Origin of the sequence: Klebsiella sp. 141153 (genome assembly GCF_032601995.1) — a bacterium.
Classification (GTDB): Bacteria; Pseudomonadota; Gammaproteobacteria; order Enterobacterales; family Enterobacteriaceae; genus Klebsiella; species Klebsiella aerogenes.
This window is the reverse complement of sequence record NZ_JAQIRJ010000006.1, coordinates 104,749-124,163: the sequence shown is the minus strand read 5'-3', so window position 1 is coordinate 124,163 and position 19,415 is coordinate 104,749. Positions and strand designations below refer to the sequence as shown.

At 48.2% G+C, this 19,415-nt stretch carries 15 protein-coding genes and 6 tRNA genes; 11 read left to right on the top strand and 10 right to left on the bottom strand.

What is annotated here, in order from left to right; translation table 11 throughout:
- The first annotated feature begins 927 nt into the window (after positions 1–927).
- Complete coding sequence (locus PGS10_RS13690) at positions 928–2,466, top strand: glycosyltransferase (RefSeq protein WP_316423099.1); 1,539 nt, start codon at positions 928–930, stop codon at positions 2,464–2,466.
- 857 nt (positions 2,467–3,323) lie between these two features.
- Here the strand turns inward: PGS10_RS13690 and PGS10_RS13685 are convergent.
- Positions 3,324–3,413 (bottom strand) — tRNA-Ser (locus PGS10_RS13685).
- A gap of 90 nt (positions 3,414–3,503) precedes the next feature.
- On the opposite strand from PGS10_RS13685, the gene mtfA reads away from it, so the two are divergent.
- Both mtfA and PGS10_RS13675 read left to right on the top strand, forming a co-directional pair.
- Entirely contained in the window at positions 3,504–4,304 is an 801-nt protein-coding gene (gene mtfA / locus PGS10_RS13680) for a DgsA anti-repressor MtfA (protein WP_161801904.1), read from the top strand.
- Positions 4,305–4,404: 100 nt separating this feature from the next.
- Positions 4,405–4,480, top strand: a tRNA-Asn gene (locus PGS10_RS13675).
- 52 nt (positions 4,481–4,532) lie between these two features.
- Here PGS10_RS13675 and ldtA read toward each other — a convergent pair.
- The 3 genes from ldtA to nac form a co-directional block, all read right to left on the bottom strand.
- Positions 4,533–5,474, bottom strand: coding sequence for a L,D-transpeptidase (gene ldtA, locus PGS10_RS13670; protein WP_045390203.1), 942 nt, complete (start codon positions 5,472–5,474; stop codon positions 4,533–4,535).
- Positions 5,475–5,550: 76 nt separating this feature from the next.
- Positions 5,551–6,501 carry an HTH-type transcriptional regulator Cbl gene (gene cbl, locus PGS10_RS13665; RefSeq protein WP_045390486.1) on the bottom strand — a complete coding sequence of 317 codons (951 nt, stop codon included), beginning with the start codon at positions 6,499–6,501 and terminating at the stop codon, positions 5,551–5,553.
- Between the two features lie 106 nt (positions 6,502–6,607).
- The gene (gene nac / locus PGS10_RS13660; protein WP_045390201.1) at positions 6,608–7,525 is read right to left on the bottom strand and encodes a nitrogen assimilation transcriptional regulator NAC; all 918 of its coding nucleotides are present in this window, start codon (positions 7,523–7,525) and stop codon (positions 6,608–6,610) included.
- Between the two features lie 313 nt (positions 7,526–7,838).
- On the opposite strand from nac, the gene PGS10_RS13655 reads away from it, so the two are divergent.
- The 3 genes from PGS10_RS13655 (at position 7,839) to PGS10_RS13645 (ending at position 9,756) form a co-directional block, all read left to right on the top strand.
- Positions 7,839–7,914, top strand: a tRNA-Asn gene (locus PGS10_RS13655).
- Between the two features lie 117 nt (positions 7,915–8,031).
- On the top strand, positions 8,032–8,745 hold the full coding sequence (locus PGS10_RS13650) for a 4'-phosphopantetheinyl transferase family protein (protein ID WP_316423098.1): 714 nt from the start codon (positions 8,032–8,034) through the stop codon (positions 8,743–8,745).
- Between the two features lie 78 nt (positions 8,746–8,823).
- Entirely contained in the window at positions 8,824–9,756 is a 933-nt protein-coding gene (locus tag PGS10_RS13645) for a nucleoside recognition domain-containing protein (RefSeq protein ID WP_316423097.1), read from the top strand.
- Here PGS10_RS13645 and PGS10_RS13640 read toward each other — a convergent pair.
- A complete protein-coding gene (locus tag PGS10_RS13640) occupies positions 9,667–11,244 on the bottom strand; it encodes an alpha/beta hydrolase (RefSeq protein WP_316423096.1) in 1,578 nt (525 codons plus the stop codon). The two genes, PGS10_RS13645 and PGS10_RS13640, sit on opposite strands and share 90 nt — an antisense overlap.
- Positions 11,245–11,392: 148 nt before the next feature.
- Between PGS10_RS13640 and PGS10_RS13635 the strand changes: the two genes are divergently transcribed.
- Entirely contained in the window at positions 11,393–11,632 is a 240-nt protein-coding gene (locus PGS10_RS13635; RefSeq protein ID WP_045390193.1) for a histidine kinase, read from the top strand.
- 128 nt (positions 11,633–11,760) lie between these two features.
- Positions 11,761–13,215: an AMP nucleosidase gene (locus PGS10_RS13630; RefSeq protein ID WP_045390191.1), complete on the top strand. Its 1,455-nt coding sequence runs from the start codon at positions 11,761–11,763 to the stop codon at positions 13,213–13,215.
- Positions 13,216–13,307: 92 nt separating this feature from the next.
- Here the strand turns inward: PGS10_RS13630 and PGS10_RS13625 are convergent.
- The 3 genes from PGS10_RS13625 to PGS10_RS25105 form a co-directional block, all read right to left on the bottom strand.
- Positions 13,308–13,383, bottom strand: a tRNA-Asn gene (locus PGS10_RS13625).
- Between the two features lie 123 nt (positions 13,384–13,506).
- Positions 13,507–14,946: an EmmdR/YeeO family multidrug/toxin efflux MATE transporter gene (locus PGS10_RS13620; protein WP_045390189.1), complete on the bottom strand. Its 1,440-nt coding sequence runs from the start codon at positions 14,944–14,946 to the stop codon at positions 13,507–13,509.
- Positions 14,947–15,041: 95 nt separating this feature from the next.
- Positions 15,042–15,134, bottom strand: a complete 93-nt coding sequence (locus PGS10_RS25105) for a DUF5951 family protein (protein WP_221694692.1) — start codon at positions 15,132–15,134, stop codon at positions 15,042–15,044.
- A 5-nt stretch (positions 15,135–15,139) separates the two neighbouring features.
- On the opposite strand from PGS10_RS25105, the gene PGS10_RS13615 reads away from it, so the two are divergent.
- From PGS10_RS13615 to PGS10_RS13605, 3 genes are all read left to right on the top strand, one after another.
- Positions 15,140–15,215: transfer RNA gene (locus PGS10_RS13615), tRNA-Asn, on the top strand.
- 260 nt (positions 15,216–15,475) lie between these two features.
- Positions 15,476–16,117 (top strand): hypothetical protein, encoded by a 642-nt coding sequence (locus tag PGS10_RS13610; protein ID WP_316423095.1) that lies wholly within the window; start codon positions 15,476–15,478, stop codon positions 16,115–16,117.
- Between the two features lie 275 nt (positions 16,118–16,392).
- A tRNA-Asn gene (locus PGS10_RS13605) sits at positions 16,393–16,468 on the top strand.
- 43 nt (positions 16,469–16,511) lie between these two features.
- Here PGS10_RS13605 and PGS10_RS13600 read toward each other — a convergent pair.
- Both PGS10_RS13600 and PGS10_RS13595 read right to left on the bottom strand, forming a co-directional pair.
- Entirely contained in the window at positions 16,512–17,867 is a 1,356-nt protein-coding gene (locus PGS10_RS13600; RefSeq protein WP_047078076.1) for a NosD domain-containing protein, read from the bottom strand.
- Positions 17,868–18,003: 136 nt separating this feature from the next.
- Positions 18,004–19,410 carry a glycoside-pentoside-hexuronide (GPH):cation symporter gene (locus PGS10_RS13595; RefSeq protein WP_047078077.1) on the bottom strand — a complete coding sequence of 469 codons (1,407 nt, stop codon included), beginning with the start codon at positions 19,408–19,410 and terminating at the stop codon, positions 18,004–18,006.
- Positions 19,411–19,415: the final 5 nt, after the last annotated feature.

The window sequence follows — 19,415 nt, the reverse complement described above, 5'->3', positions numbered from 1 at the left end:
CTAACGACATAAAAATCAGCTAATTAATAATTTTACTATATTACATTGATTTTACATCCAGCAATATTGGGTTGGCATACGGCTCTTATGAACTATCTGGCAAAATGATTGGCACGATCGGACAGTATTTTCTCGCCCCTGCACTGATGATTATCCGGCAACTCTTCTATTCGATTGCTGGCTGGCTCTCTCCTCTCGCCCCCTACATCTCCCACGATTTCTGCACCGGGATGGAATACCCCTACAAAAATGATCGTTTTGACCGATCGATTTAACAAAATCGATCTGTCATAACAATTATCCACACGAAAAATACGCCTTTAAAATATCCCCTTCACAGGGAAGAACATTTTGTGACTCTTAAACAGGTAATAACCGGGCTGGTTTACGGCGTGAAAGTTATGTCGTGTCGCATCACAACACGTTAAACCTGTTATGAAGAGCATGACTACAGCAGGCTTAGCTGTCTGATATGCATTGATTGAAAAAACGACAAATTGGTATAATTGCAAAGTGAAATTATTTAAATGTAAACACTGCATGCGCTGCGGTAAAAAGCTAGGGTTCTTCGAAAGATTAATGGCTGAGAAAGATTATCTCTGCGATGAGTGTTGTTCTAAAGTAAGCAAATACATGTATGACAAGAGACAATAAGTTTCCAACCGCAAGGCAGGAAAACGACTCAAATTCGCATGGATAAATCTTATGATATGTAAAATCTCATGACCCGTGAACAAAGTAATGGGGTTCGTTTTCTCTTACAATTGCGACATCAATAGCGACCAATACGGATGGTCAATAATATTGATCAGGTTTGCCATTTGGTTGCGATAGCCAGGTACTAGTATTGTAAACAATCATCTCGGTTAGTTGTTAACCGTCCATTTCAATTTTTTATCGCGCTTTAAATAATCAAAAAGAGGAATAATGGAAACAGCAAAATGCTTACAGCGGTTGGTTATGCCAAACGCCAGGTTTGGGGCTTCTGAAAGCATGTACATCAGAGGGAGCCTTTTTTCATTTTCGGGAAATATCATTACCATATTTCCCGGAGGGAAAATTTCTTTTGATACCTATTACAATGGTTTTTCCACTATTCTCTGGAAAGAAAAATGCGGAATACACGATCTCGCGTTCAATGCATCAGGCACTGGGTTAGCCAAAATCAGCGCGATGCTCATTACAGAAGAAAATTCAAAATATGAGCTAGCATCGGCGACCGTGGCACTGGATAACCTCACTCGAGAAATATTCACCCTGGATTTGGGCAACACTCTCAATCGAGGCATTATATATATTGAAATAATTCCGATAGATGGAATTGTCTCCCTTAATAGCGGGGAATGGTTTACCAAACAGTCTCCCCGCAGAGAGGTTAAGCTTGGGATATCAATTACACATTTTGATAGAAAAAAATACGTTATCCCATCAATGATGAGAATAAAGCGAGAAATATTAGAAGATGATAACTATCGCGGACTAATTGATTTTACTGTTATTGATAACTCCAATAATATAACAGCTAATGAGGCTAATGGAATTAAGGTCATTCCAAATAAAAATACCGGAGGTGCGGGTGGATTTATGAGAGGCCTACTTCATTACATTGATGAAGGTGATTTCACCCATACATTATTCATGGATGATGATGCAAGTTGTGAAGCTGAATGCATTAAAAAGACATACTCGATATTGAGTTATGCGTTAAACGACAATGCTGCAGTTTCTGGTTCGTTATTCGCAGGTGCGCGCCCCGACTCTTTAGTTGAGAAGGGAGCATTTTTTGATAGGGTATGTCATCCTATTTACTCAGGGTGGCGATTAAATGATGTGGAATCCCTGGTAAAAACAGAAACTCTAATACAATTCCCTAATTATGGCGCGTGGTGGTTCTTTGCATTCCCGATAAATCACGTCAAGAGTTTTGCATTTCCTTTTTTTGTTCGCGGTGATGATATCTTATTCGGCATGATGAACGATTTTGATATATTAACAACAAATGGCATTGCTTGTTACGCGGAGGAAGATTTCTCCTCTAAGACCTCACCGTTGACCGCCTACCTTGATACGCGAAATCATCTCGTGAATATGTTATATTTTGGCCGACCAGTTAAAGACATAATTGGTACATATATTTCATTTCATCTAAAAAGCCTGCTTGCTCATCAATATGGTAGTGCAGCCGCCATCAACCTGGCTTTCAAACATGTTTATGGCGCTCCCGATTTTTGGGAAAATAATGCAGACATGAAGGATGTTCGAGAAGAATTAAACTCTATTACTTTTAATGAAAAAATGAAACCGATATCTCCTCCAGATAATAGTGTAGAGTTTAAGTGTAATTTCGAAAAAAAAATCACGGCGATTTTTCAGAATTATTACGTTAAATGGATTTCTGGCGCCTTCAAAAAACAAAATTATTTATCAGGAAAAAACATCAGGCGTGTCGCTGAGACAGATTTTTAGGTACAAGAAGATCTTTTATTACGATCGAAGCACTAAAAATGGTTATATTGCTGAAGCATCAAAAAAACAGCAGGCCTTAGGGTTTATCAAGATACTCTTTAATACCTTAAAGATAATTATTACATCAAAAGCACAGCGAAAAAAATATTCAGAAGTGACTTGCAAGCTCACAACAGAAGGGTTCTGGAGAAAGATACTTCTTCGCCAATAAATACTCTTTCTCTCTTATTCGAGTGAATCCTATCCCGTAAGAAAAGAGTTTTTATTCTTACTGGCTATCAACGCATCAGATCTTTTTATAGTTGCAGGAGTTGAAGTATCAACAAACTGCAACTTTTTAATGTAATCCATTCACCCCGTCAAGCTGACTATACACGCTAGCATGTTTACGATGGTAAATTCAGTGAATCGATTTTATGCAGAATAATCATCACCGCACTACACATGAAGAGGCTCTGTTACGTAAATTATCGCTCAAGTCGTGTAGTGACAAGATGAGTTCATGACCACGTTTTTACCGGTGGGTGGCTGACAACTTACCGGCCCTGACATTTTATGAGCCTGTGGGCAAACCAGTTCCCTATTCTGAAGCCTTTTAGGGTTGCCTGGTCGCGATACTTCTTACAACTGCTATTTGTGTGAAATTCACGCGACGTTAAACAACTTTCTGCGGTGATAAAACAGAGCGTCAGGTACGGGTTTATGACCGCAAATTGACCGTTTCGCCGACACTGGAGCAACCGATTTTCGAGGATTCAGAAGATGATGATTGATAAAAATATAGCGACGGAATATACCAACAGTATACCAAGTGTGATGGATGTCGTTGAAGGGATTTGGCGTAAGTGATTGAATAGTGGCGGAGAGAGGGGGATTTGAACCCCCGGTAGAGTTGCCCCTACTCCGGTTTTCGAGACCGGTCCGTTCAGCCGCTCCGGCATCTCTCCGCTGTTGAGGTTGCTATAATGCCAGGTTCTTTGGCATTTTAATAGCTCCAGTCCCTTAAATTGAGTTCAAGTGACGACTTTGCGAGCGATATGATGTTTAAATGGCCGTGGAAAGCAGAAGAACAGACAGGCAATGGCGAAATCCCATGGGAACAAGCGGTTGCCATTCCGGTTTTAGCGAACCTCACTCAACAGGAACAGCAGCAGCTGTGCCAAATGGCGGCACGTTTTTTACAGCAAAAACGTCTGGTGCCGTTACAGGGATTTGAGTTAACCCCCCTGCACAGCGCGCGTATCGCACTCCTCTTTTGCCTGCCTGTACTGGAACTTGGCCTTGAATGGTTAGATGGCTTCCATGAAGTCTTGATCTACCCTGCCCCCTTTGTCGTCGATGACGAATGGGAAGATGACATCGGCCTGGTACATAATCAACGCGTTGTCCAATCCGGCCAAAGCTGGCAACAGGGCCCCATTATCCTTAACTGGTTAGATATTCAGGACTCTTTCGACGCCTCCGGCTTTAATCTGGTGGTACATGAGGTCGCGCACAAACTGGATTCGCGCAACGGCGACCGCGCCAGCGGCGTTCCTTTTATCCCTCTGCGAGAAGTGGCTGGCTGGGAACACGATCTGCATGCGGCGATGAACAACATTCAGGATGAGATCGATTTGGTCGGCGAAAGCGCCGCCAGCATTGATGCTTATGCGGCAACCGATCCGGCTGAGTGCTTTGCAGTGCTATCTGAATATTTCTTTAGCGCCCCAGAGCTTTTCGCCCCCCGTTTCCCGGCGCTATGGCAGCGGTTCTGTCAGTTCTATCGTCAGGATCCGCTACAGCGTTTACGGGAAAACGATCTGCTGGATGAAGACGACGTGCGGATTGTTCATTAAAAGCTCGCTTTGAACTAAACTTAGCCATTCGAATCAGTTGCTTAAATTTAGCGTTGACACAAAAATGCGAGGCCAGTAGTATGCGCCTCGTTCACACGATTCCTCTGTAGTTCAGTCGGTAGAACGGCGGACTGTTAATCCGTATGTCACTGGTTCGAGTCCAGTCAGAGGAGCCAAATTTAAAAAGCCTGCTTTCGAGCAGGCTTTTTGCTTTTTAACGTCCATGGCTTAAAAACTGGCTTCCCCCGCTGAACTGCTAATATTCACCGGCATCCCGGATCGCCGCTGTAGTGCATAATCCGCACGACCGACGTTTACACCCGCTCCCTGCACAAACTCGCGTATTGCCGGGGTATACGGCAGCGGCACTTTGCGGTCTGACTCAAATTCCGAACGATTACGCGACAATGGTTCATGAACTTCCAGCCAGCGGCTGCCGTCCGGCTCGGTAGTGTACTTCACCGGCTGATCGATTATCTGTACTCGCGTGCCGACCGGCACATTATCGAACAGGTATTTAATGTCATCGTTGCGCAGGCGAATACAACCCTGGCTCACCCGCAGACCAATGCCAAAATTGGCGTTGGTACCATGAATGGCATACAGCCTGCCGATATAGATAGCATATAGCCCCATCGGATTATCTGGCCCGGGGGGCACCATCGCCGGCAGGGTTTTACCTTCTTTGGCGTACTCACGACGGGTATTCGCCGTCGGTACCCAGGTAGGTCCTTCCTGTTTACGTTCCACCGTCGTCACCCAGTTGCGCGGCGTTTCACGCCCCGCCTGGCCAATACCGATCGGCAGCACCTCGACGGTAGTGCCCTCGGGCGGATAATAATAAAGCCGCATCTCGGCGACGTTGATTACGATACCGCTCCGTACGGTGGCAGGCAGGATCAATTGCTGCGGGATAATCAACGAACTACCGGATTTAGGCAAATAGACATCGACGCCGGGGTTAGCCTCCAGCATGTTGCTGAGCCCCTGCCCGTACTGCGCGGCAAAGGTTTCCAGCGGCTGGGTGTTACGCTCGGGCACGCTAATTTTAATCGGGCTGCCAACCAGACGACTCCCTTCCGGCGGTAACGGATAACTTACCGCCAACGCGCTGTAGCTGGCCAACATCATCACCAGAGAGCAAAGCAACTTCATACGCCGCACCATCATTTTCCCTTCCTCAGTCGCGACTCACGTGAATGAATTATAGCTGCTTTGGCACCTCCCGCTGACCTGCTGTCCGCACTCAGATTTGATAATCGATAGCCACTTCCTCCGGCTCCATCGCCTGGCGTTTAATCTCATCCAATGATAACCCGGCATTGCACAGTTCAATGAAACGCCAGACATAGTTACGCTGTAACTGACCGCGTTTTAACCCCAACCAAACGGTATTAGCATCAAAGAGATGGCGTGTTTCCAGACGGGTAAAGGTATCCGCTTCGCGAGCATCGCCGGATTGCTCCGCCACCAGCCCCACGCCCAAGCCCAGCTCCACGTATGTTTTAATGACATCGGAATCCTGAGCGCTGAGAACGATATCCGGCATCAGCCCTTTACGGGTGAAGGCTTCATCAATACGCGAACGTCCGGTGATCCCCTGCCGATAGGTAATTAACGGCCAGCGTGCAATAGCCTCAAGCGTCAGCGGCGTAACCTCAATCAGCGGATGATCTTTTGGCACTAACAAACTGTGGTGCCAGCGGAACCAGGGGAATGCCACCAGCGTCGGATCGTTACTTAAGCGCTCGCTGGCGATACCAATATCCGCACCGCCGTTGTGCAGCAGCGCTTCGATTTCCTGCGGCGTCCCTTGCACTAACTCCAGCCGCACGTCGGGGAACAGTTCGCGAAAAGCTTTAATCACCGGAGGCAGGCTATAGCGTGCCTGAGTATGCGTAGTGGCAATGGTTAATACGCCTGAAGCGTCGTTGGTAAAAAGGTCGGCCAGCCGGCGGACATTGCTGGCTTCGTTGAGGATCCTTTCGGCAATAGAGAGCAGCGCTTTGCCAGGTTCGGTCATCCCCAGCAGACGCTTACCACGGCGGATAAAGATTTCTATCCCCAACTCTTCTTCCAGCTCACGAATATGGCGGCTGACGCCAGATTGCGAGGTGTACAGCATGTTAGCAACCTCCGTCAGGTTGTAATCCCGACGGGCCGCCTCACGAATAATTTTAAGTTGCTGGAAATTCACCTTTTCCCCCAGGTCTTCAGACATAACATGATGTCTATTGTTAAAGTCTGTTTACCCGGCAAACAAATAATAAAAACCAGCAACTTATTCCTTAAAAGAATATAACCTAACTGACCAGCTGTAATTCACGATTCTCCAGGGACGGACGACTAACCAGCGACAGCAGGATATCTTTGACGGCCTGTGCTTGAGGAGATAAGCCGCCACGTGCCGAGGTATTCAGTGATAACGACAGACTCATCGACGGCGTGCTGATGCGCGCCATCCAGCCATTAGCCGTAGCACACAGCGCGCGCGCCGCCGATTCCGGCAATACGGTAACGCCCATTCCACTGGCGATTGCCGCAGTTAATGTGGTGATGGATTCGATCTCGCCAATTACTTTTGCCGACAGGCGGCGTAAAGTGAAAGCTTCGGTGACCCGGGCGCAAACGGCGCTATAGTCGCGCGGTAAAAACAGGCTCATTTCCGCGACGGCTGAAAGGTCAACGCTTTGCCCCGGACAGTTTTGCGTACCGACCAGATACAAATCCTCTTTCAGCAGCGGCTGGCTGACCACTCCCGCCACCGGCGAACGCTCATACAGCACCGCCATGTCCAGCTGACCGCCAAGCAGCTTGTCATTCAATACGCTGCCGCTGCACTCCTGCAGATATACGTTCACCTCGGGAAGTTCATTACGCACCGTTTGCAACAGCGGCATGGTGATCGCCGAAGCCGCAGTGCCCGGCGCAAGTCCAATAGCCACCTGCCCGCTCAGCGTCTGGCCAACGTTATGTACCGCCAGATGCGCCTGTTCACACTGACGTAAAATGGTCCGCGCATGGGTATAGAGAATCTTTCCCGCTTCCGTTGGCGTGACGCCTCGCTTGGTGCGGATCAACAGTTTCTGCTCCAGTTCACCTTCCAGGGTCGCTACCTGCTGGCTCAGCGCCGGTTGTGCGATGTGCAAGACTTCAGCGGCCTGGGTCAGACTGCCGATATCGACGATTTTCACAAAATACTTCAGTCGTCTTAAGTTCATTTTGCCTCCTGTAAGGGAATGCCACTACTGGCCATTAAGTTACAGGTATTTTGCAAGATGCTTGCCAGGTTTACCTCGCGACATCATCACCCTGCTGGTGCGGCAAAATAAGGGTTTGTGATAATACTGGTGGCTTCCATGAGCGCATGATATGCCCCATTAGGGGTATAAATGCACCATCACGGTGCATTTCGGTATGATTTATCATAAAAGGCTTTTGATTGTTGAAATTGTCAGCAGTCGCACGCTTTATGGCGATTCAGCCTTTGACAACACCGTCAGTCATCGATAATATGCGCCCCGTTCACACGATTCCTCTGTAGTTCAGTCGGTAGAACGGCGGACTGTTAATCCGTATGTCACTGGTTCGAGTCCAGTCAGAGGAGCCAAATTTAGAAAAGCCTGCCTTCGAGCAGGCTTTTTGCTTTATATTTCACACAACTCTTCTGCTTCGTTCATCACCTGCGCTATGGTAGCGCCATACTGGTTTTTCCTGATGAGTCTGCATGTTTATCGTTACCAACAGCTTTCACGATCTCCCCTTTATTCAGCACGCCGAATGCGGCTATCTTCGTGCTGACCCGGCGTTGACATTTTGTCGGGTACGTTTCGCCAGGTCGCAACTACAGGATGCTCTTTTTAGCCAGTACGCCATCCCGCTCCCTCCTTCTCTTACTGGCGCCGTCGCAAAACGTAAAGCTGAATATCTGGCCGGGCGCTACTGCGCGCGCTATTTGCTGCAACAATCAGGTTGTTTCGAACCGGTGTTAACCGCTACGGATCGTGCGCCAATTTGGCCGGCAGGCTGGCGAGGAAGCGTCTCGCACAGCGAAGATATTGCCATCGCGGTGGTTAGCGCCGAGGACGACGGTCTGTATCCCGGGGTCGATATCGAGCATCTGCAACCGGGGATCATGCTGGAAAGCGCCGATATGTTTGTCTCGAGACCGGAACAGACGATACTTTCCTGTTGTGGTCTGGATAAGGAGTGGGCGCTGCTGCTGGCTTTCTCGGCCAAAGAAAGCCTGTTCAAAGCGCTATATCCGCGCGTACAGCAGATGTTTGATTTTGATGCCGCCGCCATAGTCGCACTCGACCCGGCAAAACAGCGTTTCACGTTACGCCTCAATAAAACGCTCAGCGACGCCTTTGCCGCAGGTAGCCAGTTCAGCGGCGAATATCACTTCAGTGAAGGCACCGTTCTTACCTGTCTACGCTAACACACGAAAGCATGTTCATTTTGCCCCTTCGGGATTATGATGGCGCTAACTATTTGACCTGCATACAGTGATAGATAAATGGATGTCATCGGCATCATTATGTCAGCGGGGAAATCCTCCGTCGACGTAGCGCTTTATACCTTATTACCCATTATGGTCGTCATGCTGATCATAATGAAATATCTCGAAGTCCGCGGAATTCTCGACATCATCGTGCGCTGGCTGGCGCCGCTGCTAAAGCCCTTTGGACTGACCGGCATGAGCGCCTTCGCGCTGATTCAAATAAATTTCGTCAGCTTTGCCGCCCCGCTCGCCACCCTGGCGATTATGGATAAACGTGGTGTTTCCGACCGACAAATGGCCGCCACCCTGGCGATGGTGTTCGCCATGGGCCAGGGCAACGTTTTCTACCCCTTAACGCCGTTCGGCCTGCACTGGCTGGCCGCAATCACCATTTCGATTGTCGGTGGACTCTGCGCCGCAGCGGTCTGCTGGTACGCCACCGGGCGTAAGTTATCCATTGTCGAGAGCAGCCGGGCAGAAGCGCTCCCGGAAAGCGAACAAAATAATCACGGGCTGATCGCGGTCATCAATAGCGCCGGCGCCGACGCTATCCGCCTGGCGCTTGGCGCCGTGCCGATGCTAATTTTATCATTGACTATCGTCGGACTGATGCAGGCGGCTGGCGTCATCGAGATGCTGCAGCGCGTACTGATGCCGCTGCTGCTATGGCTACATATCCCTGAAAACTTCGTCCTACCCGCGCTGGTGAAATGCGTGGCGGGCGGTACCGCCTATTTTGGGGTTATCTCCGAGCTGGCGCAGCAGGGTAAAGTGACGCTCAGCCAAATTAACGCCTCCGCAGGGCTCCTCATCCAGACCTTCGACCTACCCGGCATCGGCATTTTCCTTGGCGTCAGCTCAAGATTTGTGCGTCTTTTCCGCTTCGTCGCCCCTGCCGCCCTCATCGGTATTGCGCTGCGGACGGTACTGCACATCCTGTGGTTCTGAGAACGACGGCAGACGCTGATTGATCCGCTGCAGCAGATAGGGGAAAAACGGGTTAGAAGTAGCACGCATCAACGTATCAAGGCCGACGCTCAGCGTCGCGGTCTCGCCGCGTAGCGAAATGGTGCCAAGGCTAATACCGCTAAGGTTTTTCTCCGTCGGCTCGCGGCCATACAGCGAATCGGTGATGGGGAATGGCACCGCAATATGCGAAAGCGAGTACATATCCTGCGGCCAGGCCAGATACAGCGCCTGCGTTCTCTCTGCGGTTTGCCCCGCCAGCGTTAGGCGCGCGACGGTATCGAGGGTGTGCTCAGTCGCGTTCGTCACGATAGTCGTAGAGTACGGACGCGGCGCCGGAGGTAACAAGGTATTCACCGCTGAGTAGGTCGCCGGGCGAAACAGCGCCCGCAGGTTCGCCGCCTGATTAATATCGAAAATCACCAATTCGCTGCCGTTGTCCGGCAAATAGCGGTACAACGAATCAACCACCGCCCGGGTGCTGACTGTAGAATCAATCACCGATTGAAAGGTTAACACCGGGGCGAGAGAGGTTAAGCGTTGGCTCTGCGCCGCCGCAAGAATCTGTTTTTGCAAGGCCTGGGTCAGCAACCACGACTGGCGCGCCGCCTTAACCGGAAAGGAATTGTACTTATAGGGGTTAAACTCCGGAACGACGTTTAGCCACGCCGCACGCGCAAAGGCGGGAAACACCGAGGGTAGCCCGGCAAGTCCTGCGAAACGGGCAAAAGCGGTTACGCCAATCATCGGCGATAACAGTATTATCTGCTGCGGCCTGACCAGCGATTTATCGGTCAGTTCATCGAGCGCATACTTCAGCGCCAGCGCGCCGCCGTTAGAATATCCCACCAGATGCAGCGGCACATCCCCACCGGCAAGTCGCGTCGCTTCCCGAACCGCCAGGCGCGTTGTCGCCAGCCACTGTTGCCAATCAACGTGGGTTAATGCCCCCGGGGCGGTACCGTGGCCGGGTAAGCGCGGCGCCACTGCAATAAACCCCTGCCGTTGATACTCTTCCGCCAGATAGCGCACGCTGTAGGGGGAGTCGGTTAAACCATGCAGTAGCACCACCGCACCACGCGGTTTGCCGGATGGCAATAGTATAAAGGAGCGATTCCAGTCAGGCTTAAAGCGTGGTGGATAGACCAGGCTGTCGCGATAAAAGCGGTTTATCGGCGTTTTGTCAGCGGCAGGCAGTTGGTCACTGACCACACGCCGCAAATCGGCGAAAATCTCATCTTCCCGTTTGAGATAGCTGGCAAAACTGGCGCGATCGATTTCATCAGCAGTCATCTCATCGCCAGACCAGGTATGCCAGCGCTGCAATGCAGGTCCACGTTCAGATTCATATATTCGTCCGATGAAAAATACCACCACCACAATAACCGCCGCTGCCAGCGTTTTTTTTGCTAGCGAGACTATTCTTAATCCAGAATAATTCAGAAACTTGTTAAGCCGCATCAAAGCCATAAGCGTTATTTGCCTGTCCCGCTGCATCGCAGAGTTAAGATTTAACAACGTGAGCTAAACGTAAATTAAACCAATGGGTAGTTTCAGTTGTCTTTAAAGCGATAACACGTCAATTATCATGCCGAGTGTATCAAGCCAGGGTGAAAAAATGGAATGGTGGGTAAAAAAAGTACGGAAAAATTCATCTCCAGCAAGAACTTGCGTGGTTCTACAGAGCGGTCAGATCGTGGTGATTGCTGAAATCGAAAGCCGATGCAAACTGCAGGAAGGCGATAAGTTAACGCCTGGTCCTAATGCGCTTTATTACATCAACAATAACAGCGCGGCGACATTAAGAGTGATAAGCGCAAGTAATTTTAGCGCCGAACGCTGGGCACAGACTGCCTGACCCTGCGCGGCTAAGCTTTTATTATCAACGCGTTTGAATATTTACCCGGGACAGTAATTTTCCTTCGCCATTTTCACGCTGTAGCATACTATCGACAGTATCAGCAGACCTGAAACAAGGAGCGAATGATGAACCAGAAGGCCGTCAGTCTAACCCCGGAGCAGGCGCTTTCCCAGCTGGAAGCGCAGTATGAAAGAGCGGTTAACGCGTTGCGTAAGGCCATTGGCGAGTACATTCACCACAATATCCTTCCTGATGAAATAGCCCGTGCTGAAGGCTTATTCGTCTATCCTCAACTGTCTGTTTCATGGGATGGCGCCGAGCACAAAGCCTTAAAAACCCGTGCCTGGGGGCGATTCACCCATTCGGGCTGCTACACCACCACCATTACTAACCCAAAACTCTTTCGCGCTTACCTGCTGGAACAATTAACTCTGCTGTATCAGGATTACGGCGCGCATATTAGCGTTGGCCATTCGCAGCACGAAATTCCCTTTCCTTACGTGATTGATGGCTCAGCCCTGACGCTGGATCGCTCAATGAGCGCTGGATTAACACGTTATTTTCCGACCACCGAACTGTCGCAGATTGGCGATGAAACCGCCGATGGTCTGTTCCACGCTACCGAGTATTATCCGCTGTCGCATTTTGACGCCCGCCGCGTCGATTTTTCGCTGGCACGTCTGAAGCATTATACCGGCACGCCGGTTGAGCACTTCCAGCCGTATGTATTGTTTACCAACTACACTCGTTACGTCGATGAGTTCGTCAGCTGGGGCTGTAGCCAGATCCTCGATCCGGATAGCCCGTACATTGCCCTCTCCTGCGCAGGCGGGATTTGGATCACCGCCGACACGGAGGCCCCGGAAGAGGCGATTTCCGATCTGGCGTGGAAAAAGCACCAGATGCCGGCCTGGCACCTGATCACTAACGACGGTCAGGGCATTACGTTGATCAACATCGGCGTCGGCCCGGCGAATGCAAAAAATATTTGCGATCACCTCGCGGTGCTGCGTCCTGACGTCTGGCTGATGATTGGCCACTGTGGCGGCCTGCGTGAGAGCCAGTCGATAGGCGACTACGTGCTCGCGCACGCCTATTTACGTGATGACCACGTGCTGGATGCGGTGCTGCCGCCGGATATTCCCATCCCGAGCATCGCCGAAGTGCAGCGCGCGCTGTATGACGCCACTAAACAGGTTAGCGGCATGCCGGGCGAAGAGGTCAAACAGCGTCTGCGTACCGGTACGGTGGTGACGACCGATGACCGCAACTGGGAGTTACGTTATTCCGCCTCGGCGCTGCGCTTTAATCTCAGTCGGGCGGTGGCTATTGATATGGAAAGCGCCACTATTGCCGCACAGGGCTACCGTTTCCGCGTTCCTTACGGCACGCTGCTGTGCGTCTCCGATAAACCGCTGCACGGTGAAATCAAACTGCCGGGACAAGCGAACCGCTTTTACGAAGGGGCGATTTCCGAGCATCTGCAGATAGGGATCCGCGCCATCGATCTGCTGCGCGCCGAGGGCGACCACATGCACTCCCGCAAGCTGCGTACCTTCAACGAACCGCCGTTCCGTTAATCCCAGGAGAGCCCTGCGCGCTATGTGCGCAGGGAAAAATTGTATGGATGCAGAAAAGCAAAAAGCCTGCTCGAAAGCAGGCTTTTTAAATTTGGCTCCTCTGACTGGACTCGAACCAGTGACATACGGATTAACAGTCCGCCGTTCTACCGACTGAACTACAGAGGAATCGTGTGAACGGGGCGAATATTAGCGAGCACGCTCAGCCATGTCAAAGATGTTTTTTATAATGGCGATCGTTTGCCTATTTATTCCTCACTTCGTCTAAAAAGTAACGCTTTTTCAGTATATTCATGACTTTTCTTCCAGCCGAGCCTTTAATCGCGGGTACTTCCACAACCAACGCCCGGTGATCATCCGACGATAGAACAACAGGCCGCGCACCGCCCAGTCAAGCACCATACCCAGCCAGACGCCGATAACGCCCATACCCAGCATGATCCCCAGCGTATAGCCAGCAACCACCCGGCAGCCCCACATACCCAGCATCGACACCCACATGGTGTAACGCACGTCGCGTGCGCCTTTAAAGGCACAGGGCAAGGTCCACGAAAGCGACCAAATTGGCATAAACAGGGCATTGAGCCACAATAATTCTTTAACCACTACTTTTACATCTTCTTCGCTGGTATAGAACGAAGCGATCAGGCCGGCGAAAGGTGCGGTGCCCCAGGCGATAAGCGTCAGGATAATGGTCGACAGCCAGAACACGAACCAGGCCTGACGTTCCGCCTGGCCGACTTGCCCTTTCCCCAGACGTTTACCGGTAATAATGGTGGAGGCCGATCCCAGCGCGTTACCCGGCAAGTTAATTAACGAAGCCACCGAGAAGGCAATAAAGTTTCCGGCGATGACGTTGGTCCCCATACCGGCAACAAACATTTGCGTCAGCAGCTTGCCGCCGTTAAACAGTACCGATTCGATGCTCGCCGGGATACCAATACCCATCACTTCCCAGATAATGGCAAAGTTAAACGGCTTAAAGTAACTCTTCAGCGAAATGCGCAGCGCCGGGTTAAAACCTGTCATCAGTACCCAGATTGTTGCCAACGCACCAATATAGCGGGCAATAGTCAGCCCCAGCCCAGCGCCGACAAAGCCGAGCCCCGGCCAGGAAAAGAGGCCGTAAATCAGGATACTGCTGATAATAATATTGAGAATATTCATCCCGCCGTTAATTAGCAGCGGTATTTTGGTGGTTCCCGCGCCGCGAAGCGCGCCGCTACCGATTAAAGCAATGGCCGCCGCCGGATAGCTCAGCACGGTCAGTTCGAGATAGGTTAAGGCCAGCGCTTTAACCTGAACCGTGGCGTCTCCGGCAACGATATCGATAATCTGCTGACCAAAAGCGTGAATAACCGCCGCCAGCACAATCGAGAACAAGGTCATGATCGCCAGCGACTGCCGCGCAGCCGCCCTCGCCCGCTTTCTATCGCGCTTGCCGAGGCTGAAGGCCACCACCACGGTGGTGCCAAGGTCAATCGCGGCAAAGAACGACATAATCACCATATTAAAGCTATCGGCTAAGCCCACCCCGGCCATCGCTTCTTTGCCGAGCCAGCTAACAAGGAAAGTACTCAGCACGCCCATCAATAACACGCAGGCATTTTCCAACAGGATCGGTACGGCAAGGGGACTGATTTCACGCCAGTAGAGCACCCGATAGCTCTTGCGTTTTTTAAACCAGGACGTGCGCGCTACGGCCTGGCGTACTGCTGAAGTGACGTTCAAGGGAGACCTTAGTGAGAAGAGTTGAAACAACATTTCAAATGATGATTGAGAACTGCTAATCCTGCAAAGTATTTTTCCTGATAATTTGTTGGCAATTACGACAATTTGTTGAGAGATGCAGCAAGCGAAGCCCCACCACTGAATTGATATTTGACAAATTTTTTTTCGCCGCTAAGATACCACTCCACACGATTCCTCTGTAGTTCAGTCGGTAGAACGGCGGACTGTTAATCCGTATGTCACTGGTTCGAGTCCAGTCAGAGGAGCCAATTTTAAGAAAAGCAGACGTTCAGCGACGTCTGCTTTTTTGCTTTCCACTCTCTTCTGTTCGTTCGCTTCATCCACAGACATCAAACATAACGACAAAACCTGCTGAGCACAGTCGAAAATGCCTATTCCCTGCTGCGTTTACGCGCCAACAGGAATAGCAAGGTTTACTGTCTTCGTGGTAGCATAGAATCAAGTTAGTATGAAATATTTAGATACTTTGAGAAAATATTTTTAACACACACATACCAGGATTAAATACATGGATAGATCATTATTATTTTTTTATTGCCTGTGTGGGTTTCTCCTGACTTACTTTTTATTTAAATTTGCAAAAGAAAAATATAAATTACAAAGCTTAACATTTATCTTTTCGTTCATAATAAGTTTAGTTATCGCATCTTCTTTTTCGGTTTTATCAACAGGAGAATGGTTTTTAGTAGTAATAGCATCAACGGTTACCCTTTTATTTTTATTAGGATTCTTCACGGCGCTACTAAAACAATTTGTAATGTACCGATACATTCTTCGTTGTGTTGATAATTTGAAACTTCTATCCCCTGCCGAAATGGTTGAATCTTTAATTAACAACCATAATAAAAAACAGTGGTACGTTTTATATTTTCCTGTAGAAGGCGTCATTGAGATTGGCGTTAATTTATTCGCTGAAAACCCTATTATTGGCAGAAGATTATACATTAGAACTATGACAAACCGCCAAATGTACATTATTCCTGAGAACATCTCCAGCACTATAGATTTACAATCTAATATAGCTTGTACGTTACATGAATTTTACACCCTCGCCCCGCAAACTAAGAGTTTAATTGAAGATTATTTAACCAGAATTAAAAATGGTCATTTGCAGCCATGGCGGCTAAATGCAGAACCCGATGAAAAATAATCCATTCACGTCTCAAGTTACACCTGTATTGTAGGCTGGTGTATCCGAATGACGATTGTACTCTCATCGTCTAAATGACTCTTTAATGCAACTGCGGAATAGAGTGTTTTCCGGATCCACTTGTGAGTCTTCCCGCCTTTTTACTGCTTAAATCTTCGCTTAAGTGCTGAAAAAATCGCTGTCATTGATGATTTTACCAGCGAACAATCGCAAATGACGCAATCTCCTTTGACAACCCGTCACTCACTCGTTAACATGCGCCTCGTTCACACGATTCCTCTGTAGTTCAGTCGGTAGAACGGCGGACTGTTAATCCGTATGTCACTGGTTCGAGTCCAGTCAGAGGAGCCAAATTCAGAAAAGCCTGCTTTCGAGCAGGCTTTTTGCTTTTCTATTATGACAAGCCGGGTACCGGCGTTGCTCTAAACGCATTGACCGCTTTATCAAGCACAACCTGATCGTCACTTCCGGAATCAAGTATGGTATTACGTTGAGATGCTGCGTCGACCTGTACGGTCGTCACGTCGAGAACTTCCAACCCCTTTAATGCCAGCAGCGCTCTAACTTGTGTAGAGAAACAAGATTCTGCATGACCTTTTAACGATGATGTATCGGTGGTAGCAACAATATGATTGTCAGAAATATAGTTACTATCTCCTGATGCCAACCGTATTATCACAGGTGTAGCGCCAACGGGAACGATATACTGTTTATCAATCGATTCAGAAATATGGTTAGCAATGATCGAATTATTCTCACCCTCTATATATAGCAACCCATACAAGTCATCTAAACCATTACTATACGCCTGCATAGGTTCCCAAGGTTCATGTTCACGGAAAAAGTGGTTTGCCGTCACCAGGTTTTCTGAACAGCTTTTCTCAAAAACCAACATCCCTGGATAGAATGAATGAAACCTGTTGCCGCTAACTGCAGAACGGACGACACCAGAAAAATGAATACTGCTTTTACCGCGGGGAAAAATGTTGTTTGCTGTAACCAGAAGGCCACCAAAGTTCTCTGCATAAATAGAATATCCTCTATAACCGGCACCTATCAAATTATCAGTTACTTTTGAAGCCTGTCCCGATCCGCGGAGTTCTATACAATTACCGCACTCGGCAATAAAGTTATTATGTATCGCCAATGCATCGGCATTATATATAGTGATGCCGTGTTCAAGATATACAAATCCCATTCCACTAATACGGAATGAGTCCTGTGCACTGGCAATATAAATACCCGTTTTACCATTGAGGTAGGTGTTTTCAGGGTCGTTATTTCCCGAACCATCATCTACAAAATGTAACCCATCAATGCAAAAATCAGCAAACTCAACTGAGCTTATTCTTGGGTCACCGCTACGCTCAATATAAAAAGCCGCCCCTTCCGCTTCCGGAGTCGTAGCTGATGGTGTTATATCAACAAGTATACGGCTACCGCCTGGCCACAATTCATGCCAACTTGCCCACTCATTTTCCGGGGTATTAAAACGGATACTTGAAGAGGTAAACCCATGTCCGTCCCCTTTAATTTTCAAATAACTGACGTCTATTACTACCTGAGTGAGCAAATGATAGTCTCCAGGTGGAATAAAGATCACGGCCCCCGGCTTCCCGCCATCATTAACATCTGTGTCAGTCTGCCGGTTTTTAATATCAGCAATAATACTATTAATCACAAAACCGATATCTTCAAAAGGGTTACCTTCACTCCACTCTGTTACATCATAATAATTATTACTCGACATGCGTTATTTCCCTCTACATTATTAGAATAGGTAGATATTATGGTTCTAGTGACCGTCTGAACATTATAATAAGTAACACCTCCCCTGATTTCTTTCAGAAGAATTTTAACTAATGATTAACCACTGTGGTCGTATCTCACCCGATGTCATGATGCGGTGAAGAACCGTTATTAAGTTCACGCTTAGCGAGTTCCACTTTAATTTGCTCAAGAAAGTGGTTATTCAATTTAAAGTATCTAACTACAAATGCACTAAGAAAATAGGTAATCATTGGCAGTAAAGAAAACATAATAATGATACCTTCGATAGTCTCTGTGTTTTGTTGAGGTTTATTAGCGATGTAACCCGTTAATGATAATATCCACGCAACAATCGCACCAGCAACTGCCAGGCCCATTTTTAACATAAACAAATTACCGGCAAATGAAATACCGGTAAGGCGTTTACCGTATTTCCAGTCACCGTAGTCATCAACGTCGGACATCATAGCCCATAATATTGGGCCTGATTGAATTAAATGCAGGATGTTAATGATGATAAAGAGTGTAAGTAGTGGCAGCAAAGATCTGGGATCGACAAACCATAGAGCTAAAGAAAGGAAGCCAAGAACGATATTAATCGAACGGAACAGCTTAATTTTATCAAAACGATCGGTGAGTGGTTTCGCTATAACACTACCTAACATGTTACATGCAACACCAAGAGCCAAAAAAAACGTAGTAAATCCGACGGAGGCTTGCATAACATAGGTAGCATAATAAATAGTCACTGCACCACGAATAAATGCCGGAAAAACATTAAGGAAAGTAATACATATCATCAACAACCATTGATCGTTTTTGATGATATCTTTTAGATCATTTATTAAAGAGTCATTAACTTTAATTGCAGTAACACGTTCTTTGATACTGGCAAAACAAAAGAAGAACATTAGTGTCGCAGCGCCTCCCATGATTACCATAGTCAACTGAAAACCAGCCGCTCTGTTACCGTTACCTAACCAGTCTGTTAAGGGTAAAATTGAAGAAGAGACAATTAGCGTCGCCAATCCATTGAGGAAAAATCGCCATGACAAACAGCCTAAACGCTCTTTCTGGTTTAGCGTGATCACACCAGCTACTGAGCAATATGGAATATTGATAGCAGTATAAATCAATGACATCACAAGATATGTCACCCAGGCATAAACAATTTTTCCATTCATACTTAAATCGGGCGTTGTGAACATCAGTACTGCTCCCAAACCAAATGGCAATGCCATCCATAATAACCATGGTCGGAATTTACCCCATCGGCTACGAGTACGATCGCAAATCGCCCCCATAACCGGATCGCTAAAGGCATCAAAAATACGAATGACCAGAAACAAGGTACCGACAACACCGGGAGCTAAGCCATAAACATCTGTGTAGAACCATGTTAGATATAACGCCAGTACACTCCAAATCATACAAGAACCAGCATCTCCCATTCCATAACCAATTTTTTCTTTTAAATGCAGTTTGCCGTAAACACCTTGCCTTTCGATTGAGTTTGCAGACATAGAAA

Excerpts from the sequence above, each read along its gene's own strand:
- PGS10_RS13690 (WP_316423099.1), top strand. The coding sequence starts at position 928 with ATGGAAACAGCAAAATGCTTACAGCGGTTGGTTATGCCAAACGCCAGG.
- mtfA (WP_161801904.1), top strand. The coding sequence starts at position 3,504 with ATGATGTTTAAATGGCCGTGGAAAGCAGAAGAACAGACAGGCAATGGC.
- ldtA (WP_045390203.1), bottom strand. The coding sequence starts at position 5,474 with ATGATGGTGCGGCGTATGAAGTTGCTTTGCTCTCTGGTGATGATGTTG.
- nac (WP_045390201.1), bottom strand. The coding sequence starts at position 7,525 with ATGAACTTAAGACGACTGAAGTATTTTGTGAAAATCGTCGATATCGGC.
- PGS10_RS13650 (WP_316423098.1), top strand. The coding sequence starts at position 8,032 with ATGTTTATCGTTACCAACAGCTTTCACGATCTCCCCTTTATTCAGCAC.
- PGS10_RS13645 (WP_316423097.1), top strand. The coding sequence starts at position 8,824 with ATGGATGTCATCGGCATCATTATGTCAGCGGGGAAATCCTCCGTCGAC.
- PGS10_RS13640 (WP_316423096.1), bottom strand. The coding sequence starts at position 11,244 with ATGGCTTTGATGCGGCTTAACAAGTTTCTGAATTATTCTGGATTAAGA.
- PGS10_RS13635 (WP_045390193.1), top strand. The coding sequence starts at position 11,393 with ATGGAATGGTGGGTAAAAAAAGTACGGAAAAATTCATCTCCAGCAAGA.
- PGS10_RS13630 (WP_045390191.1), top strand. The coding sequence starts at position 11,761 with ATGAACCAGAAGGCCGTCAGTCTAACCCCGGAGCAGGCGCTTTCCCAG.
- PGS10_RS13610 (WP_316423095.1), top strand. The coding sequence starts at position 15,476 with ATGGATAGATCATTATTATTTTTTTATTGCCTGTGTGGGTTTCTCCTG.
- PGS10_RS13600 (WP_047078076.1), bottom strand. The coding sequence starts at position 17,867 with ATGTCGAGTAATAATTATTATGATGTAACAGAGTGGAGTGAAGGTAAC.
- PGS10_RS13595 (WP_047078077.1), bottom strand. The coding sequence starts at position 19,410 with ATGTCTGCAAACTCAATCGAAAGGCAAGGTGTTTACGGCAAACTGCAT.